Annotated in this window: 22 protein-coding genes; 17 read left to right on the forward strand and 5 right to left on the reverse strand. The window is 47.7% G+C overall.

Annotated features, from left to right (window positions below):
* The first annotated feature begins 2 nt into the window (after window positions 1-2).
* On the forward strand, window positions 3-563 hold the full coding sequence (locus tag H5203_RS11865; RefSeq protein WP_182819775.1) for a conjugative transfer protein: 561 nt from the start codon (window positions 3-5) through the stop codon (window positions 561-563).
* Window positions 550-1,185: a DUF4400 domain-containing protein gene (locus H5203_RS11870; RefSeq protein ID WP_182819777.1), complete on the forward strand. Its 636-nt coding sequence runs from the start codon at window positions 550-552 to the stop codon at window positions 1,183-1,185. Before H5203_RS11865 ends, H5203_RS11870 begins: the two co-directional genes overlap by 14 nt.
* A 25-nt stretch (window positions 1,186-1,210) precedes the next feature.
* On the opposite strand, the gene H5203_RS11875 is transcribed toward H5203_RS11870, so the two are convergent.
* Both H5203_RS11875 and H5203_RS11880 read right to left on the reverse strand, forming a co-directional pair.
* A complete protein-coding gene (locus H5203_RS11875) occupies window positions 1,211-1,489 on the reverse strand; it encodes a helix-turn-helix domain-containing protein (RefSeq protein WP_000058216.1) in 279 nt (92 codons plus the stop codon).
* On the reverse strand, window positions 1,486-1,809 hold the full coding sequence (locus tag H5203_RS11880; RefSeq protein WP_001896384.1) for a type II toxin-antitoxin system RelE/ParE family toxin: 324 nt from the start codon (window positions 1,807-1,809) through the stop codon (window positions 1,486-1,488). The genes H5203_RS11875 and H5203_RS11880 overlap by 4 nt, the downstream gene beginning before the upstream one ends.
* A gap of 180 nt (window positions 1,810-1,989) precedes the next feature.
* Here H5203_RS11880 and traL point away from each other — a divergent pair, with 180 nt between their 5' ends.
* The 6 genes from traL (at window position 1,990) to traA (ending at window position 6,096) form a co-directional block, all read left to right on the forward strand.
* Window positions 1,990-2,271, forward strand: coding sequence for a type IV conjugative transfer system protein TraL (gene traL, locus H5203_RS11885; protein WP_000433889.1), 282 nt, complete (start codon window positions 1,990-1,992; stop codon window positions 2,269-2,271).
* Complete coding sequence (locus H5203_RS11890; RefSeq protein WP_000667170.1) at window positions 2,268-2,894, forward strand: TraE/TraK family type IV conjugative transfer system protein; 627 nt, start codon at window positions 2,268-2,270, stop codon at window positions 2,892-2,894. Before traL ends, H5203_RS11890 begins: the two co-directional genes overlap by 4 nt.
* The gene (locus tag H5203_RS11895) at window positions 2,878-3,774 is read left to right on the forward strand and encodes a type-F conjugative transfer system secretin TraK (protein ID WP_182819787.1); all 897 of its coding nucleotides are present in this window, start codon (window positions 2,878-2,880) and stop codon (window positions 3,772-3,774) included. Before H5203_RS11890 ends, H5203_RS11895 begins: the two co-directional genes overlap by 17 nt.
* Before the next feature lie 2 nt (window positions 3,775-3,776).
* Window positions 3,777-5,066, forward strand: a complete 1,290-nt coding sequence (locus H5203_RS11900; protein ID WP_023266687.1) for a TraB/VirB10 family protein — start codon at window positions 3,777-3,779, stop codon at window positions 5,064-5,066.
* A 74-nt stretch (window positions 5,067-5,140) separates the two neighbouring features.
* Complete coding sequence (traV, locus tag H5203_RS11905) at window positions 5,141-5,713, forward strand: type IV conjugative transfer system lipoprotein TraV (RefSeq protein WP_146008853.1); 573 nt, start codon at window positions 5,141-5,143, stop codon at window positions 5,711-5,713.
* A complete protein-coding gene (traA, locus tag H5203_RS11910; protein ID WP_000180225.1) occupies window positions 5,710-6,096 on the forward strand; it encodes a TraA family conjugative transfer protein in 387 nt (128 codons plus the stop codon). The genes traV and traA overlap by 4 nt, the downstream gene beginning before the upstream one ends.
* Window positions 6,097-6,162: 66 nt before the next feature.
* On the opposite strand, the gene H5203_RS11915 is transcribed toward traA, so the two are convergent.
* The gene (locus H5203_RS11915; protein ID WP_138686592.1) at window positions 6,163-7,083 is read right to left on the reverse strand and encodes a nucleotidyl transferase AbiEii/AbiGii toxin family protein; all 921 of its coding nucleotides are present in this window, start codon (window positions 7,081-7,083) and stop codon (window positions 6,163-6,165) included.
* The gene (abiEi, locus tag H5203_RS11920) at window positions 7,073-7,609 is read right to left on the reverse strand and encodes a type IV toxin-antitoxin system AbiEi family antitoxin (protein WP_007105006.1); all 537 of its coding nucleotides are present in this window, start codon (window positions 7,607-7,609) and stop codon (window positions 7,073-7,075) included. Before abiEi ends, H5203_RS11915 begins: the two co-directional genes overlap by 11 nt.
* A gap of 378 nt (window positions 7,610-7,987) precedes the next feature.
* Here abiEi and H5203_RS11925 point away from each other — a divergent pair, with 378 nt between their 5' ends.
* Complete coding sequence (locus H5203_RS11925; protein WP_001228924.1) at window positions 7,988-8,680, forward strand: DsbC family protein; 693 nt, start codon at window positions 7,988-7,990, stop codon at window positions 8,678-8,680.
* The gene (gene traC, locus H5203_RS11930) at window positions 8,680-11,091 is read left to right on the forward strand and encodes a type IV secretion system protein TraC (RefSeq protein ID WP_008305508.1); all 2,412 of its coding nucleotides are present in this window, start codon (window positions 8,680-8,682) and stop codon (window positions 11,089-11,091) included. The genes H5203_RS11925 and traC overlap by 1 nt, the downstream gene beginning before the upstream one ends.
* Before the next feature lie 62 nt (window positions 11,092-11,153).
* Here traC and H5203_RS11935 read toward each other — a convergent pair whose 3' ends face one another.
* Window positions 11,154-12,257 (reverse strand): RNA-guided endonuclease TnpB family protein, encoded by a 1,104-nt coding sequence (locus H5203_RS11935; RefSeq protein WP_032479266.1) that lies wholly within the window; start codon window positions 12,255-12,257, stop codon window positions 11,154-11,156.
* Window positions 12,258-12,386: 129 nt separating this feature from the next.
* On the opposite strand from H5203_RS11935, the gene H5203_RS11940 reads away from it, so the two are divergent.
* Genes H5203_RS11940 through H5203_RS11970 form a run of 7 tightly spaced genes read left to right on the forward strand, consistent with a single transcriptional unit; the run spans window position 12,387 to window position 20,327 of the window.
* Window positions 12,387-12,734: a hypothetical protein gene (locus H5203_RS11940; RefSeq protein ID WP_008305502.1), complete on the forward strand. Its 348-nt coding sequence runs from the start codon at window positions 12,387-12,389 to the stop codon at window positions 12,732-12,734.
* Window positions 12,718-13,230, forward strand: a complete 513-nt coding sequence (locus H5203_RS11945; RefSeq protein WP_169666767.1) for a S26 family signal peptidase — start codon at window positions 12,718-12,720, stop codon at window positions 13,228-13,230. Before H5203_RS11940 ends, H5203_RS11945 begins: the two co-directional genes overlap by 17 nt.
* Before the next feature lie 10 nt (window positions 13,231-13,240).
* Window positions 13,241-14,365, forward strand: coding sequence for a TrbC family F-type conjugative pilus assembly protein (locus tag H5203_RS11950; protein WP_182819788.1), 1,125 nt, complete (start codon window positions 13,241-13,243; stop codon window positions 14,363-14,365).
* Window positions 14,349-15,377 (forward strand): TraU family protein, encoded by a 1,029-nt coding sequence (locus tag H5203_RS11955; protein WP_182819778.1) that lies wholly within the window; start codon window positions 14,349-14,351, stop codon window positions 15,375-15,377. Before H5203_RS11950 ends, H5203_RS11955 begins: the two co-directional genes overlap by 17 nt.
* 2 nt (window positions 15,378-15,379) lie before the next feature.
* Window positions 15,380-19,072, forward strand: coding sequence for a conjugal transfer protein TraN (gene traN / locus H5203_RS11960; RefSeq protein WP_182819780.1), 3,693 nt, complete (start codon window positions 15,380-15,382; stop codon window positions 19,070-19,072).
* A gap of 52 nt (window positions 19,073-19,124) precedes the next feature.
* Window positions 19,125-19,634, forward strand: a complete 510-nt coding sequence (locus H5203_RS11965) for a hypothetical protein (RefSeq protein WP_259401943.1) — start codon at window positions 19,125-19,127, stop codon at window positions 19,632-19,634.
* 30 nt (window positions 19,635-19,664) lie between these two features.
* Window positions 19,665-20,327: a hypothetical protein gene (locus H5203_RS11970; protein ID WP_153644092.1), complete on the forward strand. Its 663-nt coding sequence runs from the start codon at window positions 19,665-19,667 to the stop codon at window positions 20,325-20,327.
* The last annotated feature ends 80 nt before the right edge of the window (window positions 20,328-20,407 follow it).

A 20,407-nucleotide genomic window follows, 5' to 3' on the forward strand; every position in this document is an offset into this window, starting at 1 on the left:
GTATGCATCATTCTGTCTGTCTGAAAATGACAACACTTACCAGTAAAGAAATGCTCGCTCAGTGGCAGCAACATAATCCCCAGTTCAAGGAAACCTTAAGACTACTTGAAACCGACTGGCCTCATGCTTTGGCCTCAGTGCACTGTTTGGCGGACTATTTAACAGATGCGCTCACGTTAGATGGCCATTCCATCTTTGATTTGTGCCTTTGTAATGGCTTGGGCAGTTATGAAGAAGTCAGTTGTGATGATGACAGTGTACGCCTTTGGCATTTCATTGAGGCACTGACCTGGACTGCCGCCAGTGCTTTAACGGGGATTCGCCTGCGTGATCCTGACCATTTCGAGTGGGCCGCCGTGGATGGTGTATATTTCCACACCTGGATTCGTAATCGTCCAAATCGAATGGCGTATTTGGCTGAAGGACGCATCGATGTGCGTTATGTCAGTGGCCATACGACGACAAAACGGCTTCAACAAGTGATTAAAGCCCGGATTATGACGCCAACCGTTGCAGCCATGCTGGCCCGAGTAGAAGAGGATGTTTGGCATGAGCAAGCATAAGTCGGTTTGGCTACTGTGTCTGGCACTGATGCTGGAGATTATTGCCATTGGCGTATTAGTGCCCGGTGATTGGACTGGCCGGGTCATTAGTAAAGAAAAGCAGATGATCCAAAATCAATTGGGCACTCAAACAAGCTATTGGATAGGTCAAACTAGCCATCGCTGGTATCAATCATGGGTTGTGGATACGCAGATGGAGCAATCTGTGCGTGATTTTCTAATCCCCACTGAAGAGCAGCGACTGCGTTCTAAAGGGATGGAGAACATGGGCGGCTTTTGGTTTGTGTGGGTAGAAGACCGTATTCAGGCATTTTTTGATGTGCTGTACCAAGTGTTCACTCGATTTGCTTTGCTGATGGTCTGGTTGCCCTTTGCGCTTATTCTCATGTTACCGGCTTTGTGGGACGGCGTGATGACCTGGAAGATTAAGAAAACAACCTTTGATTTTTCGAGCCCTATCATTCACCGCTACAGCATGATTATCTTGGGCTCAGGTGTCATTTTGCTGTTTATGGGATTGTTCGCCCCGCTGGCCATTCCTCCAGTGGTACTACCGTCGCTGATCATCGGTTTGGCATTGATGGCGGGGTTGGCGTTAAGTCACTTGCAGAAGAAAATATGAGGCCAGTTAGGCCTCATGAATGACGTTAACTCATTTTTTGTGGCTTGAGTGTTAGTTCAAAGCCACATGCGTGAGCATATTTTAGAAGAGTTGACCAACTTGGATTGGCATTACCTTTTTCTAAACGACTGACATTACTTTTTTGGGTATGCATTCTTTCAGCAACTTGTTCTTGAGTAAGTCCTGCCTTTGTTCTCATGGTAAGCAATTGATCAATAAAGCTGAACTCACTCTCAAGCTTATCGTACTCATTCTTAACTTCAGCATTGGCTAAAGCACGTTGTTTCAGTTTTTGCAGACTCATGATTTTTGAACCTCTTTTTGTCTATCTCTGGCAAGATTGAGCTCATTTTTGGGCGTCTTTTGAGATTTTTTTACAAAAGCGTGTAACACATAAATGTGCTTCCCTTTTAAGTAGCAAAATAAGCCTCTACCAATACCTTCTTGAGCTTTGGCGCGGATTTCAAATAACCCATCGCCCATAGACTCAGTATGAGGAGGCCCCAAGTTTGCACCATGCTTTTCCATCAGCTCTAAAAGCTTAATCATGCGAGCTTGTATTTTGGGTGGCATATCGAGGATCTGATCCTCAACGCCATCGTAAAAGTCGATCTTCCAGCTCATGGGTATCCTTAACTTAGGTTATCATAAATGATAACTCTGGTTGCGCGGTTTGTCTAGAACTTAACCGTCTTGTCTGAGTAGAACCCTCAAAACCTTCAAGAATTCGGCATCTAGCTGACCACTGAAGCTGCCAATCCCGAGGCATCCTTCACTTCTCAATTCAAACAACGAGGAGTGACTATGGAACCTGTAAATATTCCATCCTATATCGATGACCCGCCGCACTTCCTGCTTTGGAGTGCCGATGAGATGGCTCCCATTCTGTTGGGGCTAGTGATCGGCATTTTTACCGGTAATGCCTTGGTTTTATGCCTGTTGGGGTTGGTAACAACCAAGCTCTATCGGCGTTTTCGTGATGGTCGCCCAGATGGTTTTATTCTTCACGCCATCTACTGGGCCGGACTGTTGCCAACCAAAGCCAAGACGATTCCTAACCCATTTATCAGGAGCTATCTGCCGTGAAGTTCGACGTGTTTTTAAAATCATGGCAAGGCACGCAATTAGAGAACCGATGGCAACGGTTCTTGATTGCAGTGCTGGTGCTATCTAATTTGCTGCTTGCGGTAGCGGCATTTTCTCGCAATACCGTGGTAGCTATTCAACCACCAACCTTGTCTGAAACGGCTGAAGTGTCACGAAACCAAGCCACTCAACCTTACCTGGAGTCCTGGGGGCTCTACCTGGCTGAGCTTATGGGCAACGTGACGCCGGGTAATGTGTCTTTTATCCGGGTTGCCATTGAGCCGCTACTTTCTCCAGCGGTGTACCAGCAAGTGGTCGATGCACTGGAGATTCAGGCAAGACAAATCCGGGAAGACCGAGTCACGCTCAAATTCCAACCCAGACAAGTGGAGTATGAGTATGAAACCGGCCATGTCTTTGTGACCGGTTATTCCTTGGTCTCTGGACCATCTGGAGATGAACAGCGCCAAACTCGCACCTATGAGTTTGACATCGATATTGAGCAATACCGTCCAAAGCTCAGTTGGATGGATACGTATGAGGGGCAAGCTAGAACGAAGCGAGTTCGTGAAAAGTTGACCCAAGAGCAAAACCGGAGGGTGAATGATGCGAACCAAAATTAGTCGATTGATGACACCAAGCTTAATCGCAATTAGCTTGAGTGGCGTCCTGTTATCTCAAGCGTCGTATGCAGACGTGGAATTGCCGATTGTGCCAGCCAGTGTGATGAAGCAGTCTGCTACTGCAAATCCACCGGTTCAAAGCAATTCGGTTGCAGCGGATACGCCAACAATGCTACTGATGACACCGGGGGTTAATGAACTGATCCCTGTAGCACTTGGTCATCTGAATCGGATTGTGACGCCGTTTGAATCGCCTCAGGTGAGAACAACCAGTGATGCTCAGACGCAAATCAAGGGGAATGTTGTATATGTGGCCACGGACAAAGAATCACCGGTTTCACTTTACATCACTCCGCCTGGTCAGGAAGCGCCCGCGTTATCTGTCACCTTAGTACCTCGTCGTATTCCACCGCGTGAAATCACCTTAGCTATTGATGGTCAGCAGTGGCCTATCAAGGGCGTCGTGAACCGAAAAGCCGCCACTTGGGAAACGACTCAGCCATACGTCGATAGCTTACGTGATTTACTCAAACGCCTTGCACTAAATGAGTTACCACAAGGCTATGACATCCGTTTAGCTGGCCAAACTGACACAAGCCCGAAATGTTTTCAGCCGGGCTTAAAGTTTGGTTTTAAGCAAGGGCAAATTGTGACGGGACATTACTTCACAGTCTATGTAGGACTGGTTGAAAGCTTTGCCGATGAGCCGATAGAAGCCAGTGAAATAGCCTGTCATGCACCAGATATAGTGGCAAGCGCCTACTGGCCTCGCAATATCTTGTTGCCGGGTGAAAAGACTGAGTTGTATGTGGTTGTTCGCAATCATCGTGAAGAAGCGGTGGAAAGTCAGCGACCTTCGCTTCTTGTGGGAGGTGAATAACGATGAAAGCACAATGGGAACAAATGAGCCCGAACATGAAGCGGGGCCTATCGGTTGCAGGTATTGCTGGTGGTCTCATCCTTATGGTGATGGTGTTTTCACCTAATCCTGACGATGGCTCAAGTAGTCGGAACCGACAGGAAACGATCCGGCACATTCTTACGGATACCAATACTCGTGATGTTGGGGTCGATAGTTTGGCTGCGAACGTAAAACTACTCAGTGAGCGCAATGAACAGTTACGTCGTGAAGTTGAGCGCTTGCGTCGTGACGTCGATTCAGGACGGCTAAGCCCAGGTTCGCCTTCTATACCAAGTGAGGTCAATGCGGAGCTGGCCCGCCTTAGAGCGGAACTTGATGATGTTCGCGCAGGAGGTGATGCAGCAGTTGAAGGCACAAATAGCCGTTTTGAAGTGCCTTTATCTGCCATGGAATTGCCTAAAGACGAAAAGCCACTGCCGTCTAACCCAGACGACTATTTTGCCAATGCGCCGCTGCCTGATCCGCTCTATCAGCAGCCAGCCAATGGCCAAGGTACACGAGCACGAGATGTTCCATTGCCGCCAATCACGATTCGTATGATTGAGCCTGAAGTGGTTGCTGAACCAGAGGTTGTTGTGCAAGAAGCGCCGCCTTTGTATCTACCGGCAGGCAGCATTATCTCGGGTACTTTGATCACGGGTTTGGATGCACCTACTCACGAGTCCGCAAGACGCGAGCCTTTTCCTGCATTGCTGAGGATTCAAAAGGAAGCCATTTTACCCAACCGATTTAGAGCGGATATCAAAGAGTGTTTCTTGATCGCCGCAGGTTACGGTGATTTGAGCTCTGAGCGTGCTTATTTGCGAGGCGAGACCATTTCATGTGTGAGAGAAGATGGTGGCGTCATTGAAACACGACTGGATTCTTATGCCGTGGGTGAAGACGGCAAAGCCGGTATTCGTGGCCGATTAGTGTCGAAACAAGGCCAACTGGTGGCCAAATCGATGATGGCCGGATTCCTTCAGGGCTTGGCAGGCGCATTTGATGTGAATCCTGTACCAACGATTCAGACGGGTAATGCCGGTGATACTCAGCTGTACCAGCAAGTCATGAGCCAAGAAGCATTACAAGGTGCTGCAATTAAAGGCACTGGTAAAGCATTGGATCGAGTGGCCAAGTTCTATCTGGACATGGCTGAAAATATGTTCCCAGTCATAGAGGTAGACGCTGCAAGGAAAATTGAAGTCATAGTCACTCGTGGGGCCTCGTTGTCGTTGGCCACTTCGCAAGGGGGAGGTGCAAGAAGATGAAAAAATCCTGCATGTTGCTGACCGATCGAAGTCCGTTTCAGACAATAAGATGTGTATCCAGAGGAGAGTTAACCATGACGACATCAATGCAGAACAACCCAAAGCACCAGTCAAAACAGTGGTCTAAAGCTGGATTACTTTTATTGGCAGTCGGCTCAACCTTATTGTCTGGCTGTAGTTCATTGGGTCTTGGGAGTAGTGAATATGGATGCCCAGGTATGCCTGACGGTGTGCGCTGTTTATCCGCTCGTGAAGTCTATGAGCTTACCAGTAATGGCGCTGCACCCAAGACGATTGATGCTGTGGCGACTCGAATTGGTTCTCCCTCTGGGTATTCACAATCTGATTTAGAGACAGGACTGCTGAGCCATCCAGCATTACCTGAGACGCAGCAATCTGCACCTCTTCGCATTCCTTCAAGGGTGATGCGGATTTGGATTGCGCCTTGGGAGGATGACCGTGGAGATCTGAATTTATCCAGCTACGTGTTTACCGAAATTGAACCGCGCCGGTGGGATATTGGGGTGTCAGCACCTCGAACGGTTTCGCCTGTGCTACGTCCACTTCAGACTCAAAGCGATTCAGCCTCAGCGGGAGCTGATGGTAAGCGCGATAACTTGAGTATCTACGGAGAAACTAACGAATGACAAATGCAGTTCGCACCATTCAAACTCAGCGCCTAATGACCATTGGTGCGCTTGGTTTGATGGCGTTAATGATTTCGGAGCCCTCATTTGCGGGCACCGGTGGTGATGCTTTCACTGATGTGTGGGATACCCTAAAAGATTGGACCCAAGGTACTTTGGGACGGATCGTAGCGGGAGCCATGGTACTGGTGGGTATTGTGGGCGGTATCGCCCGCCAAAGCTTGATGGCTTTTGCCTTGGGCATTGGTGGCGGTATGGGTCTCTACAATACGCCAACCGTCGTTGAAAGTGTTATGTCTGCAACCTTACCTGTTGTTGCCAGCACTCAAGAAGTTATTGGCACAACTGTTCCAGCAATCAGCGCCGTCTTACTGGGCACCTGATAAACTCAAAAGAGGCCTTTTAATAGGTTTGGGTCTACAAAGTCACTGCTTTTTAGACCCGATTTTTTACATTCTAAACTCATTATTAGTAACGTTGCCTAGTAATTCGTTACTCACAGTTTTAAATAGTTTCGCCAAAGTATTTTGCAGGTAAACTTGAAACTTATCCTGAGCTAGGGTTCTATCAAATACATCTGTTGGTAAGAAACGTTTCATTTCTGCAATGAACGCTTCACTAGATACAATATCAGGAAGTCGGTCGAGAAAGTTATCCAACATTTTGTTGAAGTGCTCAAGTTTATAATCTGACACCTTGTTTTTAACTAAGTCCATATTGAGTGTCGCGCCTTGTTGCTGTAACCAAGCTAAATCCCATATATCTCGGTGGCGGACATACCTTGTAGTGGCAGGCAAGGAAATGATTTTATCCGCCATGACTTCATCCAAGCTTTCTGTCAAAATTAGCGTATCACTGTATCCATCAGGCAAAAAATCATAGTTTATTTGAAGAGGTTGGGGCTCTCTTGTATAGGCTGGAATGTTTGCCACTTCTACTTTGATTTTTTGTTTTGGCAGATCTTTTCTCTCAGGAGAAGTCACTACAGCTATTTGCCACTTATCAATGCTCAATTCAGAATATTTAGGATCTTGCTTTAGATCCTTTGGTTCTTTTACTGTCACTTCAAGCCCGTATCGTTCGCCAATGTACTTTTCTATACAATGTTTCATGTCTGCCAGCATCGCTGAGCTGAAATCCTTCCCGCCAGCAAAATCCAGATCTTCGCTGAAACGATTGCCGCCATAACAAAGGCGCAATGAAGTGCCACCTTGAAAAGTTAGTTTGTCTAAAAGTCCACCTTTCTCTAGCGCAAATAAAATATCGTAGTGTAAGAGCTCTTTCTCTATCACTGAGCGCATATGAGATACATTTTCAACCTGCATTGCTTTATTTACCAATTGCGCGAAATTTTCTTGATCAATTTTCATATAGCCCATCCTTGCTTACTAAATGTGTATTTCGGCCAACTCGTTTTAAGTCTCTGTATGCAGTTTGTTTCGTTGCTAACCTAAGCGGTCTGCCGACTAAACTGGTATTTTCTAAAATATCCATTGGATCTCGTTTCGTATGCGTAAATTCAATTGTACCCAAAGGTGTTTTGAATTCACCGGAACGTCCCGTTGTCATAACAGTTAAGCGATCTACTGGAATTTGCGAAATAACTCCAAAATCAGAAAGTGCAGACTCTAGGCTAATGTAGTTATATTCTCCACGCCGAATGGTTTTAGCAATTTGCTCCAACGTATCGCTGCCTTTCGACTGCGCTAAATTGTATAAGTACACACCATTAATGATTCGGGTGAGTAAGCCATCGTCTTGCAAACGTTTAATTCCCGCACGCAATGCTCGTTCATTATCTTGATGAAAGATTTTCGCCAGATCTGAATTAGTAAAAACACAGCGACCACGCTTGTCATATTCTAAGAGCTTTTTAATTGCCTCAGCCTTTTTCACAATACGCCTCTAGTTATCAAGGATGACACTTAAACATGTCATAAGTGTAGACTTATTTTTTATGGAGCGCAAGTGTACAATAATGACGCTAAAAGGTATCAAATTTGTCAACTTGACCTCTGGGGGTATTAAAAGGACTTGGTTAGTTTACACAGTGATGAATTTTAACACCCAGAGTGTGAAAAAGCGGGTTTAGATAAACTAGATGAATTGGGGGAAGCCTGTAAGGCTGCCAGAATGAAAGCTATATCTGAACTAATAGTGCGTAACAACAAGTGGCACCCTAGCAAGGCATCCAATTCTTCAATCTATCTAACCGAGTCCACATAGGACAACTGCATAGACTGGAGCCTCGATTTACATTAACGAGGACTCCTCATGCGAAAACTATCTCCAATTATTCTGGCGCTTGCGCTGTCTCCATTGGTTCAAGCTGAACCTGTGTCTGAAGTGTCGCCCGTTGGCAAAATTGACGGCATGGTTTCTTTACCTGTCACGGGTATGAAAGCGGTCGAAAGCAATGGCCGTATTGTTTTCATGTCAGACAGTGGCCGGTTCGTCATTGATGGCACGCTCTATGATGCCTGGTCGAAAAAGCCGCTTACCAGTCTTGAAGAAATTCGAGAAGCGGGAAACACGCTGGACTTAAGTCGTCTTGGCTTAAAAATGGATGATTTGAACCCACTGACGCTGGGCGAAGGCAAAAAGAAAGTGGTGGTCTTTGTTGACCCACGATGCCCGCACTGCCATGAGCTTTTGAAACAAGCTTTACCGCTAACCAAAGAATACACCTTCCAAATACTCCCTGTGCCAGTGCTTGGTCCTGATTCAGAGCGTCAGGTTCGCCAGCTTGGCTGTGCGCGTGACAAGAAAGCGGCCACCGATGCATTGCTCAATGGCCGGATTGGTAACCTAGAACAGGATGATGCCTGCAACTTAGAGCCAATGCAGCGTACCTTGGTGACGGCTCAAATCCTGGGCATTCAAGGTGTGCCTTTCATCGTCGCCAATGATGGTCGCATCAGTCGAGGCCGTCCTTATGATCTTTCTGCTTGGTTGGAGGGGCGTTAATGAAAGCCTCTCTGTATTCAGGGCAACGCGCTTCAGAGCTCTTGCCAGTATTGGCCTATTCAGACGATGAGCAACTGTTTTTCATGGAAGACCAGAGTGTTGGCTTTGGTTTTCTATGTGACCCATTGCCGGGTGGTGATGAGTCTGTTGCAGACAGGGTTAATGTTCTACTCAACAACGACTGGCCAAAAGACACTTTGCTGCAATTTGGCCTGTACGCCTCGCCTGATATTCAAACCGACCTTCAGCGCATGATGGGCTTACGGCATCGTCAATCCGATCCATTACTCAGGGCGTCGATACGCAAACGTGCGGATTTTCTCGATGGGGGCACGGTTCAACCGATAGAAGAATCGACCCAGACTCAGGTTCGCAACTTTCAACTGATCGTCACCTGCAAATTGCCTTTGGAAAGTCCTATTCCGACGGAGCGTGAGTTGAGTCGAGCATCCGCGCTTCGGGCTTCTTTCTCGCAAGCGCTGGCAACGGTTGGTTTTCGCGTCACTGAGATGACTGACCGAAATTGGCTCGCGGCATTAAGTGCTCAGCTTAACTGGGGAAAAGATGCTTCCTGGCGCAATCCATCACCAATCCGCAGTGAGGCAGATAAACCACTTCGAGAACAAGTGTTGGATTATGACCGAGCTATCAAGGTGGATAGCCAAGGTCTGATGCTGGGTGATTACCGAGTTAAAACCTTATCGTTTAAGCGCTTGCCTGAGCGGATCTGGTTTGGTCATGCCGCAAGTTTTGCGGGCGATATGATGACGGGCAGTCGCGGTTTACGCGGCAGCTTTTTGCTGAATGTCACCATTCACTTTCCTTCAGCTGAGGCCATGCGATCTCGTTTAGAGACGAAGCGTCAATGGGCGGTCAATCAGGCCTATGGCCCGATGCTCAAGTTTGTGCCGGTGCTTGCAGCCAAGAAAAAGGGATTTGATGTTCTTTTTGAAGCCTTGCAAGAAGGTGATCGTCCTATTCGGGCAAATATGACTTTGACGCTGTTTTCACCAACGGAAGAAGCGTCCATCAGCTCTGTTTCAAATGCCCGAACTTACTTCAAAGAACTTGGATTTGAGCTGATGGAAGACAAGTACTTCTGTTTGCCCATTTTCCTGAATGCCTTGCCATTTGGTGCTGACCGCCAGGCGATGAACGACTTGTTTCGATTCAAGACCATGGCGACACGACATGTGATCCCACTGTTGCCTTTGTTTGCAGATTGGAAAGGCACGGGCACGCCAGTGATTAACTTTGTTTCCCGCAATGGCCAGATCATGAGTGTGTCCCTTTATGACTCGGGCAGTAATTACAACTGTTGCATCGCGGCGCAATCGGGATCGGGCAAGTCATTCCTGGTGAACGAAATCATCTCCTCCTACTTATCTGAAGGCGGGCAATGCTGGGTAATTGATGTTGGCCGCTCTTATGAAAAGCTGTGTGAAGTCTATGATGGTGAGTTCTTACAGTTCGGGCGGGACAGTGGCATTTGCTTAAACCCGTTTGAAATCGTTGAGGACTATGACGAAGAAGCGGATGTACTGGTTGGGTTATTGGCCGCAATGGCCGCACCTACGCAGTCATTAACCGATTTTCAGATGGCCAACCTAAAGCGTCAGACCCGTGAACTGTGGGAGAAAAAAGGTCGTGCCATGTTGGTTGATGATGTGGCAGAGGCCTTGAAAAATCACGAAGACCGACGTGTGCAAGACGTGGGTGAGCAGCTCTATCCGTTTACGACACAGGGCGAATATGGCCGCTTCTTTAATGGTCACAACAATATTCGCTTCAAAAACCGTTTCACCGTTCTGGAGTTAGAAGAGCTCAAGGGGCGCAAGCACCTGCAACAAGTGGTGTTGCTTCAGCTTATCTACCAAATCCAACAAGAGATGTACTTAGGTGAGCGGGATCGTCGCAAGATTGTGTTCATTGACGAAGCCTGGGATCTGCTGACTCAAGGTGATGTCGGTAAGTTCATCGAGACGGGTTACCGTCGATTTCGAAAATATGGCGGCAGTGCTGTAACGGTAACGCAGTCGGTCAACGATTTGTATGACAGCCCAACAGGTAAAGCCATCGCTGAAAACTCGGCCAATATGTACCTGCTTGGCCAAAAAGCTGAAACCATCAACGCGCTCAAAAAAGAAGGCCGCTTGCCACTAGGTGAAGGCGGTTATGAGTACCTAAAAACGGTTCATACCGTCACGGGTGTCTATTCCGAAATTTTCTTTATTACCGAAATGGGCACCGGGATTGGCCGCCTCATTGTCGATCCGTTTCACAAGCTGTTGTACTCGTCCCGTGCAGAAGATGTAAACGCGATTAAACAGTTAACGCGCAAAGGCCTTTCTGTTGCTGATGCCATCTCTCAGTTGTTGAAGGAGCGAGGCTTTGACTGCTCCCCTCCCTAAAGGAAGGGGATTCTTGTTTCAAGGCGTTATGCCCGAAGTTCATTAGAACAATCGGGACTTACTTACGCTCCACAAGCTAACACCGCTTGCCCAGCGGCTTTGATATTAATAGCGGCATTGGTATCACGGTCTAAGCGCGCTTCACACGCTGGACAAGTCCAATGCCTTATATGTAACGGTAGAGAATCAACTACGTGACCACAGCAATTACAACGCTTACTAGACGGATACCACTTGTCAATCTGGACAAGTGTTCTGCCGCGCCATTCTGCTTTGTACTCAAGCTGCCTAACCATTTCGCCCCAATTGGCGTCACCAATGGCCTTAGCAAGTCGCGGATTCTTGACCATGTTTTTAACGCTCAAACTCTCACAGCTAATCACTTGGTTTTCGTTTATCAACGTAGTGGTGAGTTTGTGGGTAAAGTCGCGGCGGCAGTCGGCAATCTTCGCCTGAATGCGAGCAACTTTGATTCTGGCTTTGTGGAAGTTGGCAGTTCCTTTCTTCTTCTTGGAAAGGCGGCGTTGCGCCTGAGCCAATTTCTTCTCGTACTTTGCAGTATGGCGGGGATTGCCAGATTTAAACCCGTCAGCGGTAATCACAAGGTCGGTCAAACCCAAATCAATACCCGTTGTCTTTTTGGTAACAGGCAGTGGTTTAGGCTCGAAGCGGCAAAGCATAGACACGAAGTAGCGGCCTGCACTGTCTTTCGAGATAGTGACGGTAGTTGGTTCGCTAGGAAGTTCACGCGACCAGCGAATATCAAGCGGCTGTTTGGACTTGGCAATGTAGATATTGCCATCTTTGAACTTAAACGCCGACTTCGTGAATTCTGCGCTTTGCTTGCTGCGCTTCTTCTTAAAGGCTGGATACTTCGCCCTTCCTTCAAAGAAGTTCTTAAACGCAGTTTGTTGATGGCGCAAAGATTGTTGGAGCGGTACACACGACACGCTGTTAAGCCATTCAAACTCAGTTTGCTTCTTGAGTTCGGTCAGCTTAGAGCTTGCCGTGTTGTAGTTAACCTTTTTGCTTTCGTTGTAGAAAGCGTCGGTACGCCATTTAAGGATCGCGTTATAAACGAAACGCACACAGCCGAAAGTCTGCGCAAGCAATTGAGCCTGTTCAGTCGTTGGGTAAAAGCGTTGTTTAATAGCGATCTCTTTCATAGTTCACAAGAATACAGTTGTTTTTGTGAAAGTAAATATTAACATTAACCAATCGGGTAGTTTTTGCTCCTTCGGAGCAACCGCTATCCCTCCTCGCCCTAGAAGGACGGGGTTTCTCGCGGGATTTAGATGAATAAGACCACGCTTTGGCCATTTATGGCCTCTATTACTTTGTCTATTGCTGGTAGCGGTTTAATGACCAGCTGGCTTTTAATGAAAACACTCGAACCCATCCACAGCCAGTTGGCGTTAAGTACGCCCATTGCAGTCGTGGATTTTGGGGATGCGGTGTTGTCACTGGGTCCTAATGCCAGCGAACAAGACATCGAATCCAGGTTGCTTCAGACCAATCAGCAAATTGAAAAGTTAAAAGCAGCCGGTTTTATCGTGCTGGATGCCCAAGCGGTGGTTGGCGCTGATGATTCTGTTTTCGTGCCAGTAGGCTCAAAGGAGGTGTCTCATGCAGATACTCCGTAAAAGAATGCCTTGGCGGCCATATCTCATCCGGCTGACCATTCTTGCGTTAATCATGGCCTTGGTAGGCACCTATGCCATGATGCGCTACCGAATAGGTATTGATACCCAGCAAGAGCGCTGCCTTCCTGATACCACGGTATATCTGATTGACTTATGGAATAAAGAGCCCGTTAAGGATGGTCTGTATGCCTTCCACTCAAAAGGACTCGCTCCGTTATATAACGACGGTACTCGGATGCTGAAACGCCTAACAGGGATGCCAGGGGATGAAGTCAAGGTGACGCCTGAGCATGTGCTGGTGAATGGTGCTGAAGTCTCTACCGGCATGGCATTAGCCCAGCGTCTTGGTGTGGCTGAAACAGAATTTAGCCGCTCATTGACGCTGCAAGAAAACGAGTATTGGTTTTCCGGTGAGGCCGCAACGAGTTTCGACTCCCGTTATTGGAATGCCGTTAAGCGCGAGCAGATTGTCGGTCGCGCTTGGCCGCTTTGGTAGGAGGTGGATGATGAGAAGACTATGCCTCTTATTTTTGTTGGTTGCTCCATTGGCTTGGGTGCAAGTGTCCTGGGCACAAGAGCCTTATCCGTTGTCTGACGAGGACAAAAAGATCGTCGAAATGAGCCGCAGCATTTTACAAAGTGCTGTGGATGGTGCATCTGAATTTATAGAGCCTTTTGCACCGGTTGAACAACCTGCGTCGCTCAAACACAGCGATGAATGGTTGATATTTGCGTCGTCCTCACTGGGAGATTCGTCACTGAAGCAGCTTTTCAAAGAGGCCAGTGCTACCGGCGCTATTGTGTTGTTTCGGGGAATTCCTGAAGGAAAGACCTTGGGGGCAGCTATCCGTGATTGGCATACCCTGATGACGGGGCTTGATCCTGTTCCTCAGGTTCGAATCGATCCGAAAGCCTTTGTGCACTGGCGGGTGACTAGCGTGCCTGCCATTTTTCGCATAGACGATGACAAGGTGACTGCAAGTGCACTAGGGGTTTACAGCAAGGACTGGTTGCAACGCCAAATTGAAACCGGCAATACCGGTTCATTGGGTCAACGCGGTCCTATTCATTCGATTTTAGAACCGGATTTGATGCAAGTAGCGATGCAGCGTTTACAGTCGATTGATCTGGGCGCGTTAAAGAAAAAAGCCATTGAGCGTTTCTGGTCTCGCCAAACATTTACTGAGTTACCCAAAGCCACGCAGTATCGGATAAGAATGGTTGATCCAACCATCGTCATGCAGCGGCCACTATTGGATGCCAATGGCCGAACATTGATCCCAGCAGGAACGCGTATTAACCCGCTAAAAGCCTTGCCGTTCACTCAGCAGCTTGTGGTGTTTAATGCGGCGAACGCTGAAGAAGTGGACGCAGTAGCGCATTGGCTTGAGACGCAAGATAGGACACTGCGCCGCATTACACTTATCACCACGCAGCTCGACCGTGCCCAAGGCTGGAGTCGCCTCAATGCGCTCGAAAAGACATTGGATAGTCCGGTTTACCTTCTCAATGCCTCGCTAAAGCAGCGCTTTGATCTGCAAGTCACCCCATCGTTTGTTCAAGCAAAGGGGCTCGCGTTTGAAATAGAAGAAATTCCAGCAAAGGAGCTTGTTCATGAAAAAGCTCAATAATACGTATCGTCTGTTGCGGACTCTCGTTGTCATGTTTGTCCTGGGCGCATCTATTCCTGCAAAAGCCGAACTGACCTGCCCAGACGCGGGGTTATTGTCGGGTAAGTTGCTGACGGATGTTTGCTGGTCATGCATTTTTCCTATCCGAGTTGCGGGTCTTCCTCTTGGCTCTGGCAGTGTCCCAAGCGGCGCATCAAACAAGTCATTTTGCTTATGTGAAGACAACTTAGGTGTGCCAAGGCCAGGTATTGTTACCAGCATGTGGGAGCCAGCGCGTTTGATTGAACTGGTCAGAATGCCAGGTTGTTCGCCTTCACTGGGAGGGATTCGCTTACCGTTAGGTGATAGGCGATTGCAAGGTGGTCATGGCGAGGGTGAATACGACACCGGTGATCTCGCTTTCTACCATTACCATTATTACGCCTTTCCGCTTTTGGTCATGCTCGATTTGTTCATGGATGGCAATTGCAATGCCGATGGTTACATGGACTTTGACTTGATGTATTTGTCGGAATTGGACCCAACATGGCTGAACGATGAACTGGCCTTTTTTACTCAGCCTGAAGCGGCTGCCGTTGCCAATCCATTGGCTATATCTGCTTGTACCGCTGACGCTGCTTCATCAACGCTTGGTAAACCCATCGACCAGTTGTTTTGGTGTGCTGGCAGTTGGGGCCATCTCTACCCGTTATCTGGCCACACCTTAGCCTTTGGCTCATTAGCAGAAAACACCAGCCATTTAGCGGCGCGAGCAATCGCGGCTCAACACAGGCGTGGTCTTGCAAGGCGAACAATGGGGAACAGTGCGCTATGCCGACCTGTTATCGAACCCATGCTGCCGAAATCCCAATACAAGATGAGTATGTTCTTCCCTGTACCAGAAACTGAAAGTGCGCATGTCATCGGTGAAAGCACCATGAAATGGGGAGAGTGGCGAACGATCCCCGGTGCCGGTGAAGATGCGCTCTACATTTTGTGGCGCTGGCAAGACTGCTGTAACTCGGGAGGTTAACCATGAAACCAACACTTTTTACCCGAGTTTTAGCGGGTATTTTATCAATCACTATGGCGTGCCTGCCCTTACATGGTGTGGCCGCTGATGTGCAGCGCCAATCCGGCCTAAGCGGACAACAAGAAGGTAAGCAATTGCTGCAAAACTGGACGATGCCCGCACTCAATGGCAATACATTGTCGGTGCCGAATGGCAGTGGTAATGAGTCCATTAACTTGCAAGAGCTTTTCCCTGGTATGGATCAGGGCTCATTGGATGTCTTAACGGGCGTTTATGGCTCTGATGCCAGCATGAATCAATTGGGGACACAGCGCCAAGAGAGCATGGCATCCGAAAGTGGCGCTACGGGTGAAGCATTTCGTTCGCTACAGGAAATCAAAGACAGGTCTCGGCCAGATATGGTCAATGATCCGCTTTGGGCATTAACTGATGCGGTTCAAACTGACCCAAATCTATTAACGCAAAGCTTCCCCGGCTGTGAGTCTCAAGGTGAAGGCAGCCCAAACTACCAGCAATGTGACAGGCTCAATACAGCGGTTAACAGCTGCACTATCACTCACGATTACACGGCAGGTATCATTGAGCATGTTTCAGGGCCGATGAACCTTCGCTCTTGTGGTGAAGGGTGTCTTGAAGTTTGGATAGGACGAATTGGTGACAACTACTGGAGTGGCCGTTGTAAAGTGTTCGAGCAGGCCATCACACTCAAAGTCGTGAACCCCGATGCGATTACCTCAGCCGTTCTTGAGTACGCCAAATGGGATGACTACATGCAAGTGTGGCTTGGTGATCAGAAAGTTTGGTCTGGGCCGAATAATAACTTTCCACCAGAAACGGCAGGTCGCTGCGAGCTTAGTACCAGTTGGGAACGCAATCCTAATACTGACCTCACCGCCAAGCTAAAAGCGGTAGAGCCCGGTTTAGAAGTGCCAATAAAAATTCGCGTATCGGTAACGGGTAGTGGTGAGGGCTATGCACGCATCAAGGTTCGCTTTGATCCAACCAAGGTGGTGATGAATGATAGTTGGTCACCACAGTCCTGTATCGAACAAGCAGCGGATATCCCGGCTAAGTTTTCAGACTACAGCATTCAATGTACGGATCAGCCGTCATCAACCAACGGATGTACGGTGGTCAATGGTGTTTCAGTTTGTGAATCCTATTTTGCCCCAAGCCCAGTGGCTGGCATATCGCCTTTGTGTCGGCGTGTACAAGTTAGTGTGGATGACGAAAGCTATAAGGGGATTGAAAATCAGGCCTGCCAAGTGCTTGAAGCGAATCCTTCCTGTGGATTCATGTCGTCAGAATGTGCCGAAACCAATGATAAAGGTGAATGCATTCGTTTTACCGATACCTATGACTGTGGATTGCAAACCAGCGATCCAAAGTGTGTGGTATCCAACCTTATGCCAAGTAGTTTTGAGGCCTGTGAGCCTACTCAGACGATTACGCCATTTACTGAAACCAAGCATGTACCGGATTACCAGGTGTGCGAGAAGATCAGCACGCTTACTCAGTGTCAGTTAGAGCGACGTGTATCCGCTGAAACCCATCAACAAAGCTGGTCCATTGAGCGTGGTTGCTTTAGCTCTGAAACGCTCAGCTTTGTTCCACAGCACAGCAATACTATGCAAACTGGAAACGCGACACTGAGGATTTTTGATAATCAAAATACTGAGATAAAAATCACCGAGTCGCCGTCCAAGGCAAATGGTTGGAAAACGACACTCTCATTGACGGGCAATAAGGAGACGGTGACTGAGACGAAACCGTCCATTAAATACCCTGAAATGACCTGTCCAAAAGGAACCTTGGTTGGCTCATTGTGTAAAGTCGTCAATGGTTCGATTATTTCGTGGCATGAACCCCAGGAAGTCACTCGTTCCAGATGCGAATCCGGCTGGAACAAAGTCGATTTCGACACTTGCAGCCGAGAAGTTCAGAAGTGTTTGGCTCCTGCGAAACTGAGCGCTTCATTGACCTTCTCTGGCAAGTACTTAGAGCAAGACGTTGTTCATCAATCAAGTGATCCGGGCATAGACCAATGCTTGATGCAAACGGATCAGTTTACTGCGGTGCAGTGGCAGTGTTTGGATGCGGGGACAAAACGAATCGAGGGGTTAACGGTTGGTAGTGGCGAGTTGGCAAAGCTTGGAAGTCTTTATCCGGCGGTTGTTTCGTCTCCTGCTCATTTAACCAGTCGTGGCAGCTCTGATGGACTGGGGTTCTCATGCTGGAGGGCAAGAGCGACCTACAATGCTTCGACTGCTCACCCAGAGTTCAACATGGGCAGCTCAGATAGCTGGGTAGATGCCAATGGTAATACACAAACCATCGTCAATAACGGACAAAACACGACCACCAATACGTGTGCCGAGCTAGAGCAAAACCCGGCCTGCCAGTACGTCAGAACCGAATGCACTGAAGGCGGGGCTGGTCATGAAGGCTTCTGCTATATCCAAAGTTTGGTGTATGACTGCGGACAAAGCGTCGAAGTGCAAAATGCACGAATGGAAACTCAATACAACTGTGAGGGGCCAGTTCGCTGCATGGGCACAGATTGTTTAGAGCCAGAGTCAATCAAGCAGGCTAACTTTGCAGAGGCCGCTGCGATGCTTAATGCGGCGCAGTTTATGACCAATGATATGTCATGCACGGGAGCTGATGGCCAAGATAACGTCGAGTGTACGGTCTTTAAAGGTAATGCTGGCCAGTGCAAAAAAGCCGTTGGTGGCATAGTGGATTGCTGTGAAAAGCCAAGTGGCGTGTCGTTATCGGATTACATCACGATGATAGTGGCGGTTAACAAGCTTGATACGGCAGTCATGGCCATGAATCCGTCTTCGGCAATCTATGGTTCGTGGAATATGCTCAGGGAACCAATCACCAGTACTTGGAGTGCGGTCAAAGAGCCCTTTGTGTCTGCATGGGACTCTCTAATGGGGGCTGGGCCATCAACGGCTGCTGGCGCGGGAGCGGAGCAAGCTGCGACTGGCTTTATGCAGGTGTTGACCAACAAAACGGCTGAGTGGGTAGGCACGACCTTTGGTTCGGGTGCGCAATCGGCACTGTTTAGTAACGTTGGTGGCGCAGTTGGAGCCGATGGTGTCGTTTCGGGTGGTAACTTTGCGCTGGGTGGCGCTGCGGGCGCGGTTCTGAGTACGGTTATGACGGCCTACATGATTTACTCAGTCACCATGATCCTCATTCAACTTATCTGGAAATGTGAGCAGAGTGAGTTTGAAATGAACGCCAAGCGGGTATTGAAGAGTTGCCACTATGTAGGTTCTTACTGCAAGTCTAAGTTCTTAGGTGCCTGTGTTGAGAAACGGCAATCATATTGCTGCTTTACTTCGCCGCTTTCACGGATCATTCAAGAACAAGTTCGTCCGCAATTGGGACTTGGCTGGGGCAGTGCCAAGTCACCAAACTGTGAAGGTTTGACCGCGAGTCAGTTAAACCGGGTAGATTGGACTCAAGTCAATCTGGATGAATGGATAGGTATCTTGTCAATAACAGGCAACCTACCAGAAATACCGTCACTGGATTTGGAAAGACTCACTGGCTCAGGAAGTACGCTAAACGTTGATGGAAATCGTCAGAGTGCCGCAGACAGAGCCATTGACCGGCTAAACGGAATGGATGCCCAGAAATTACGCCAGGAGGCAACGGAAGAAATTTCGGGGAATAATTGAGCTCGTCCTTATAAAAAAGCTGCGCCAATAATGTTCCATATTGGTTACTTTAATGAGCAAAATGCGCCTTAAGGTAACCAATTTGGCACTTTGGGCCTCTTATGCTTTCTGTTCAGCGTGTGCGCAATTTGCTCTTATTTTTACCATTTTCAGCCTTAGGAGGCTGCTGCAAAAAGGAAAAGCTGATAGTCTGGCACATATAAAATTTATGATAAAAGGAAAATTAATAATGCCTAATTTCGATCAAAACTTTGAAGCTACTCGTTTGTCTATGCTTTCAAAACAACACCCTGACATTGTGAAGGTGTCGGGTGAGGTGGTGTTTCGTGCGGAAGATGACGAAGACCGCCTAAGCGGAACATCTTGGACTCTTGAAGATGACATTTTTGATCAGGTCACCGAATCAGGCTTCAAATTACACTTGCTTGAACTTCTGGATAATTTCATAGAATACCGAGGTCAATGTAACGAGCTGCCGAAAAAGGAAGGGATTGTGCGTTTTGGTGGTGGCACTTTAAATATTGAATGGCTACCTAATGGAACTACCCATCTATCCAAATGATGTTTTATAAGAACCAGCCTGAGTTTTCCTATGGATGATAAATATGTTTCAGAAATAGACTGTCTTGATAAGTTAATGGTTGCATGGTCAGAGGCATTCCCGAAGGATTGGTATTTCAACTACGATGGAGTGATTTCAACTGAGGACTGGGATAGTTGTGGTAAAAAAGTTTTGTTTGTTTTAAAGGAAACAAATGAAGCAAAGCAAAATATTGTCAACGCTATTAATAGAGCTATTGAGGTGAAGGCAAGTGGATGGTGGCGAGGAAAGGTTCTTCGTCGGGTGGGGCGTTGGGCTTACGGACTTCAAAAATATGATGGGGTTGTGCCGTCCCTGAGAGATGCCAAATTAAATGAAAAAATTGCCGTTAAGAGTATTGCATACATAAACATAAGGAAAACCTCGGGAAGTGCGCGAACCGACCAAAAATCGTTTGACGCCCATGCAAGAGAATTTGCCCCTTTTGTTAGAAGGCAAATTGAGTTGATTAACCCTGACATTGTTGTACTTTGCGGCACATATAATCAAGTTAAACGTTACGTATTCCCTGAGCTTAAAAAAGTTAGCGAACGAGTGCATGTTAATGACGGGGTTGTCTTCATCAATGCCTTCCATCCTGCCGCAAGAAAAAAGTCGGCAATGCTTTATCATCAGGTACTGGATAACTACCACGCTTACAAAAATCATATATAACCAATGCTTGAATAGTTATATGCAGCGCAAGCCTTGCGTCGTATCTTGAAAAAGCCCCTTCAAGAGGGGCTGTGTGATGG

The sequence above is a fragment of the Pseudoalteromonas sp. SG41-1 genome (assembly GCF_014164575.1).
Classification (GTDB): domain Bacteria; phylum Pseudomonadota; class Gammaproteobacteria; order Enterobacterales; family Alteromonadaceae; genus Pseudoalteromonas; species Pseudoalteromonas rhizosphaerae.

What these genes read in the sequence shown, in the direction of transcription:
- H5203_RS11865 (WP_182819775.1), top strand. Translation starts at nt 3, where the DNA reads ATGCATCATTCTGTCTGTCTGAAAATGACAACACTTACCAGTAAAGAA.
- H5203_RS11870 (WP_182819777.1), top strand. Translation starts at nt 550, where the DNA reads ATGAGCAAGCATAAGTCGGTTTGGCTACTGTGTCTGGCACTGATGCTG.
- H5203_RS11875 (WP_000058216.1), bottom strand. Translation starts at nt 1,489, where the DNA reads ATGAGTCTGCAAAAACTGAAACAACGTGCTTTAGCCAATGCTGAAGTT.
- H5203_RS11880 (WP_001896384.1), bottom strand. Translation starts at nt 1,809, where the DNA reads ATGAGCTGGAAGATCGACTTTTACGATGGCGTTGAGGATCAGATCCTC.
- traL (WP_000433889.1), top strand. Translation starts at nt 1,990, where the DNA reads ATGGAACCTGTAAATATTCCATCCTATATCGATGACCCGCCGCACTTC.
- H5203_RS11895 (WP_182819787.1), top strand. Translation starts at nt 2,878, where the DNA reads ATGCGAACCAAAATTAGTCGATTGATGACACCAAGCTTAATCGCAATT.
- H5203_RS11900 (WP_023266687.1), top strand. Translation starts at nt 3,777, where the DNA reads ATGAAAGCACAATGGGAACAAATGAGCCCGAACATGAAGCGGGGCCTA.
- traV (WP_146008853.1), top strand. Translation starts at nt 5,141, where the DNA reads ATGACGACATCAATGCAGAACAACCCAAAGCACCAGTCAAAACAGTGG.
- traA (WP_000180225.1), top strand. Translation starts at nt 5,710, where the DNA reads ATGACAAATGCAGTTCGCACCATTCAAACTCAGCGCCTAATGACCATT.
- H5203_RS11915 (WP_138686592.1), bottom strand. Translation starts at nt 7,083, where the DNA reads ATGAAAATTGATCAAGAAAATTTCGCGCAATTGGTAAATAAAGCAATG.
- H5203_RS11925 (WP_001228924.1), top strand. Translation starts at nt 7,988, where the DNA reads ATGCGAAAACTATCTCCAATTATTCTGGCGCTTGCGCTGTCTCCATTG.
- traC (WP_008305508.1), top strand. Translation starts at nt 8,680, where the DNA reads ATGAAAGCCTCTCTGTATTCAGGGCAACGCGCTTCAGAGCTCTTGCCA.
- H5203_RS11935 (WP_032479266.1), bottom strand. Translation starts at nt 12,257, where the DNA reads ATGAAAGAGATCGCTATTAAACAACGCTTTTACCCAACGACTGAACAG.
- H5203_RS11940 (WP_008305502.1), top strand. Translation starts at nt 12,387, where the DNA reads ATGAATAAGACCACGCTTTGGCCATTTATGGCCTCTATTACTTTGTCT.
- H5203_RS11945 (WP_169666767.1), top strand. Translation starts at nt 12,718, where the DNA reads ATGCAGATACTCCGTAAAAGAATGCCTTGGCGGCCATATCTCATCCGG.
- H5203_RS11950 (WP_182819788.1), top strand. Translation starts at nt 13,241, where the DNA reads ATGAGAAGACTATGCCTCTTATTTTTGTTGGTTGCTCCATTGGCTTGG.
- H5203_RS11955 (WP_182819778.1), top strand. Translation starts at nt 14,349, where the DNA reads ATGAAAAAGCTCAATAATACGTATCGTCTGTTGCGGACTCTCGTTGTC.
- traN (WP_182819780.1), top strand. Translation starts at nt 15,380, where the DNA reads ATGAAACCAACACTTTTTACCCGAGTTTTAGCGGGTATTTTATCAATC.
- H5203_RS11965 (WP_259401943.1), top strand. Translation starts at nt 19,125, where the DNA reads ATGAGCAAAATGCGCCTTAAGGTAACCAATTTGGCACTTTGGGCCTCT.
- H5203_RS11970 (WP_153644092.1), top strand. Translation starts at nt 19,665, where the DNA reads ATGGATGATAAATATGTTTCAGAAATAGACTGTCTTGATAAGTTAATG.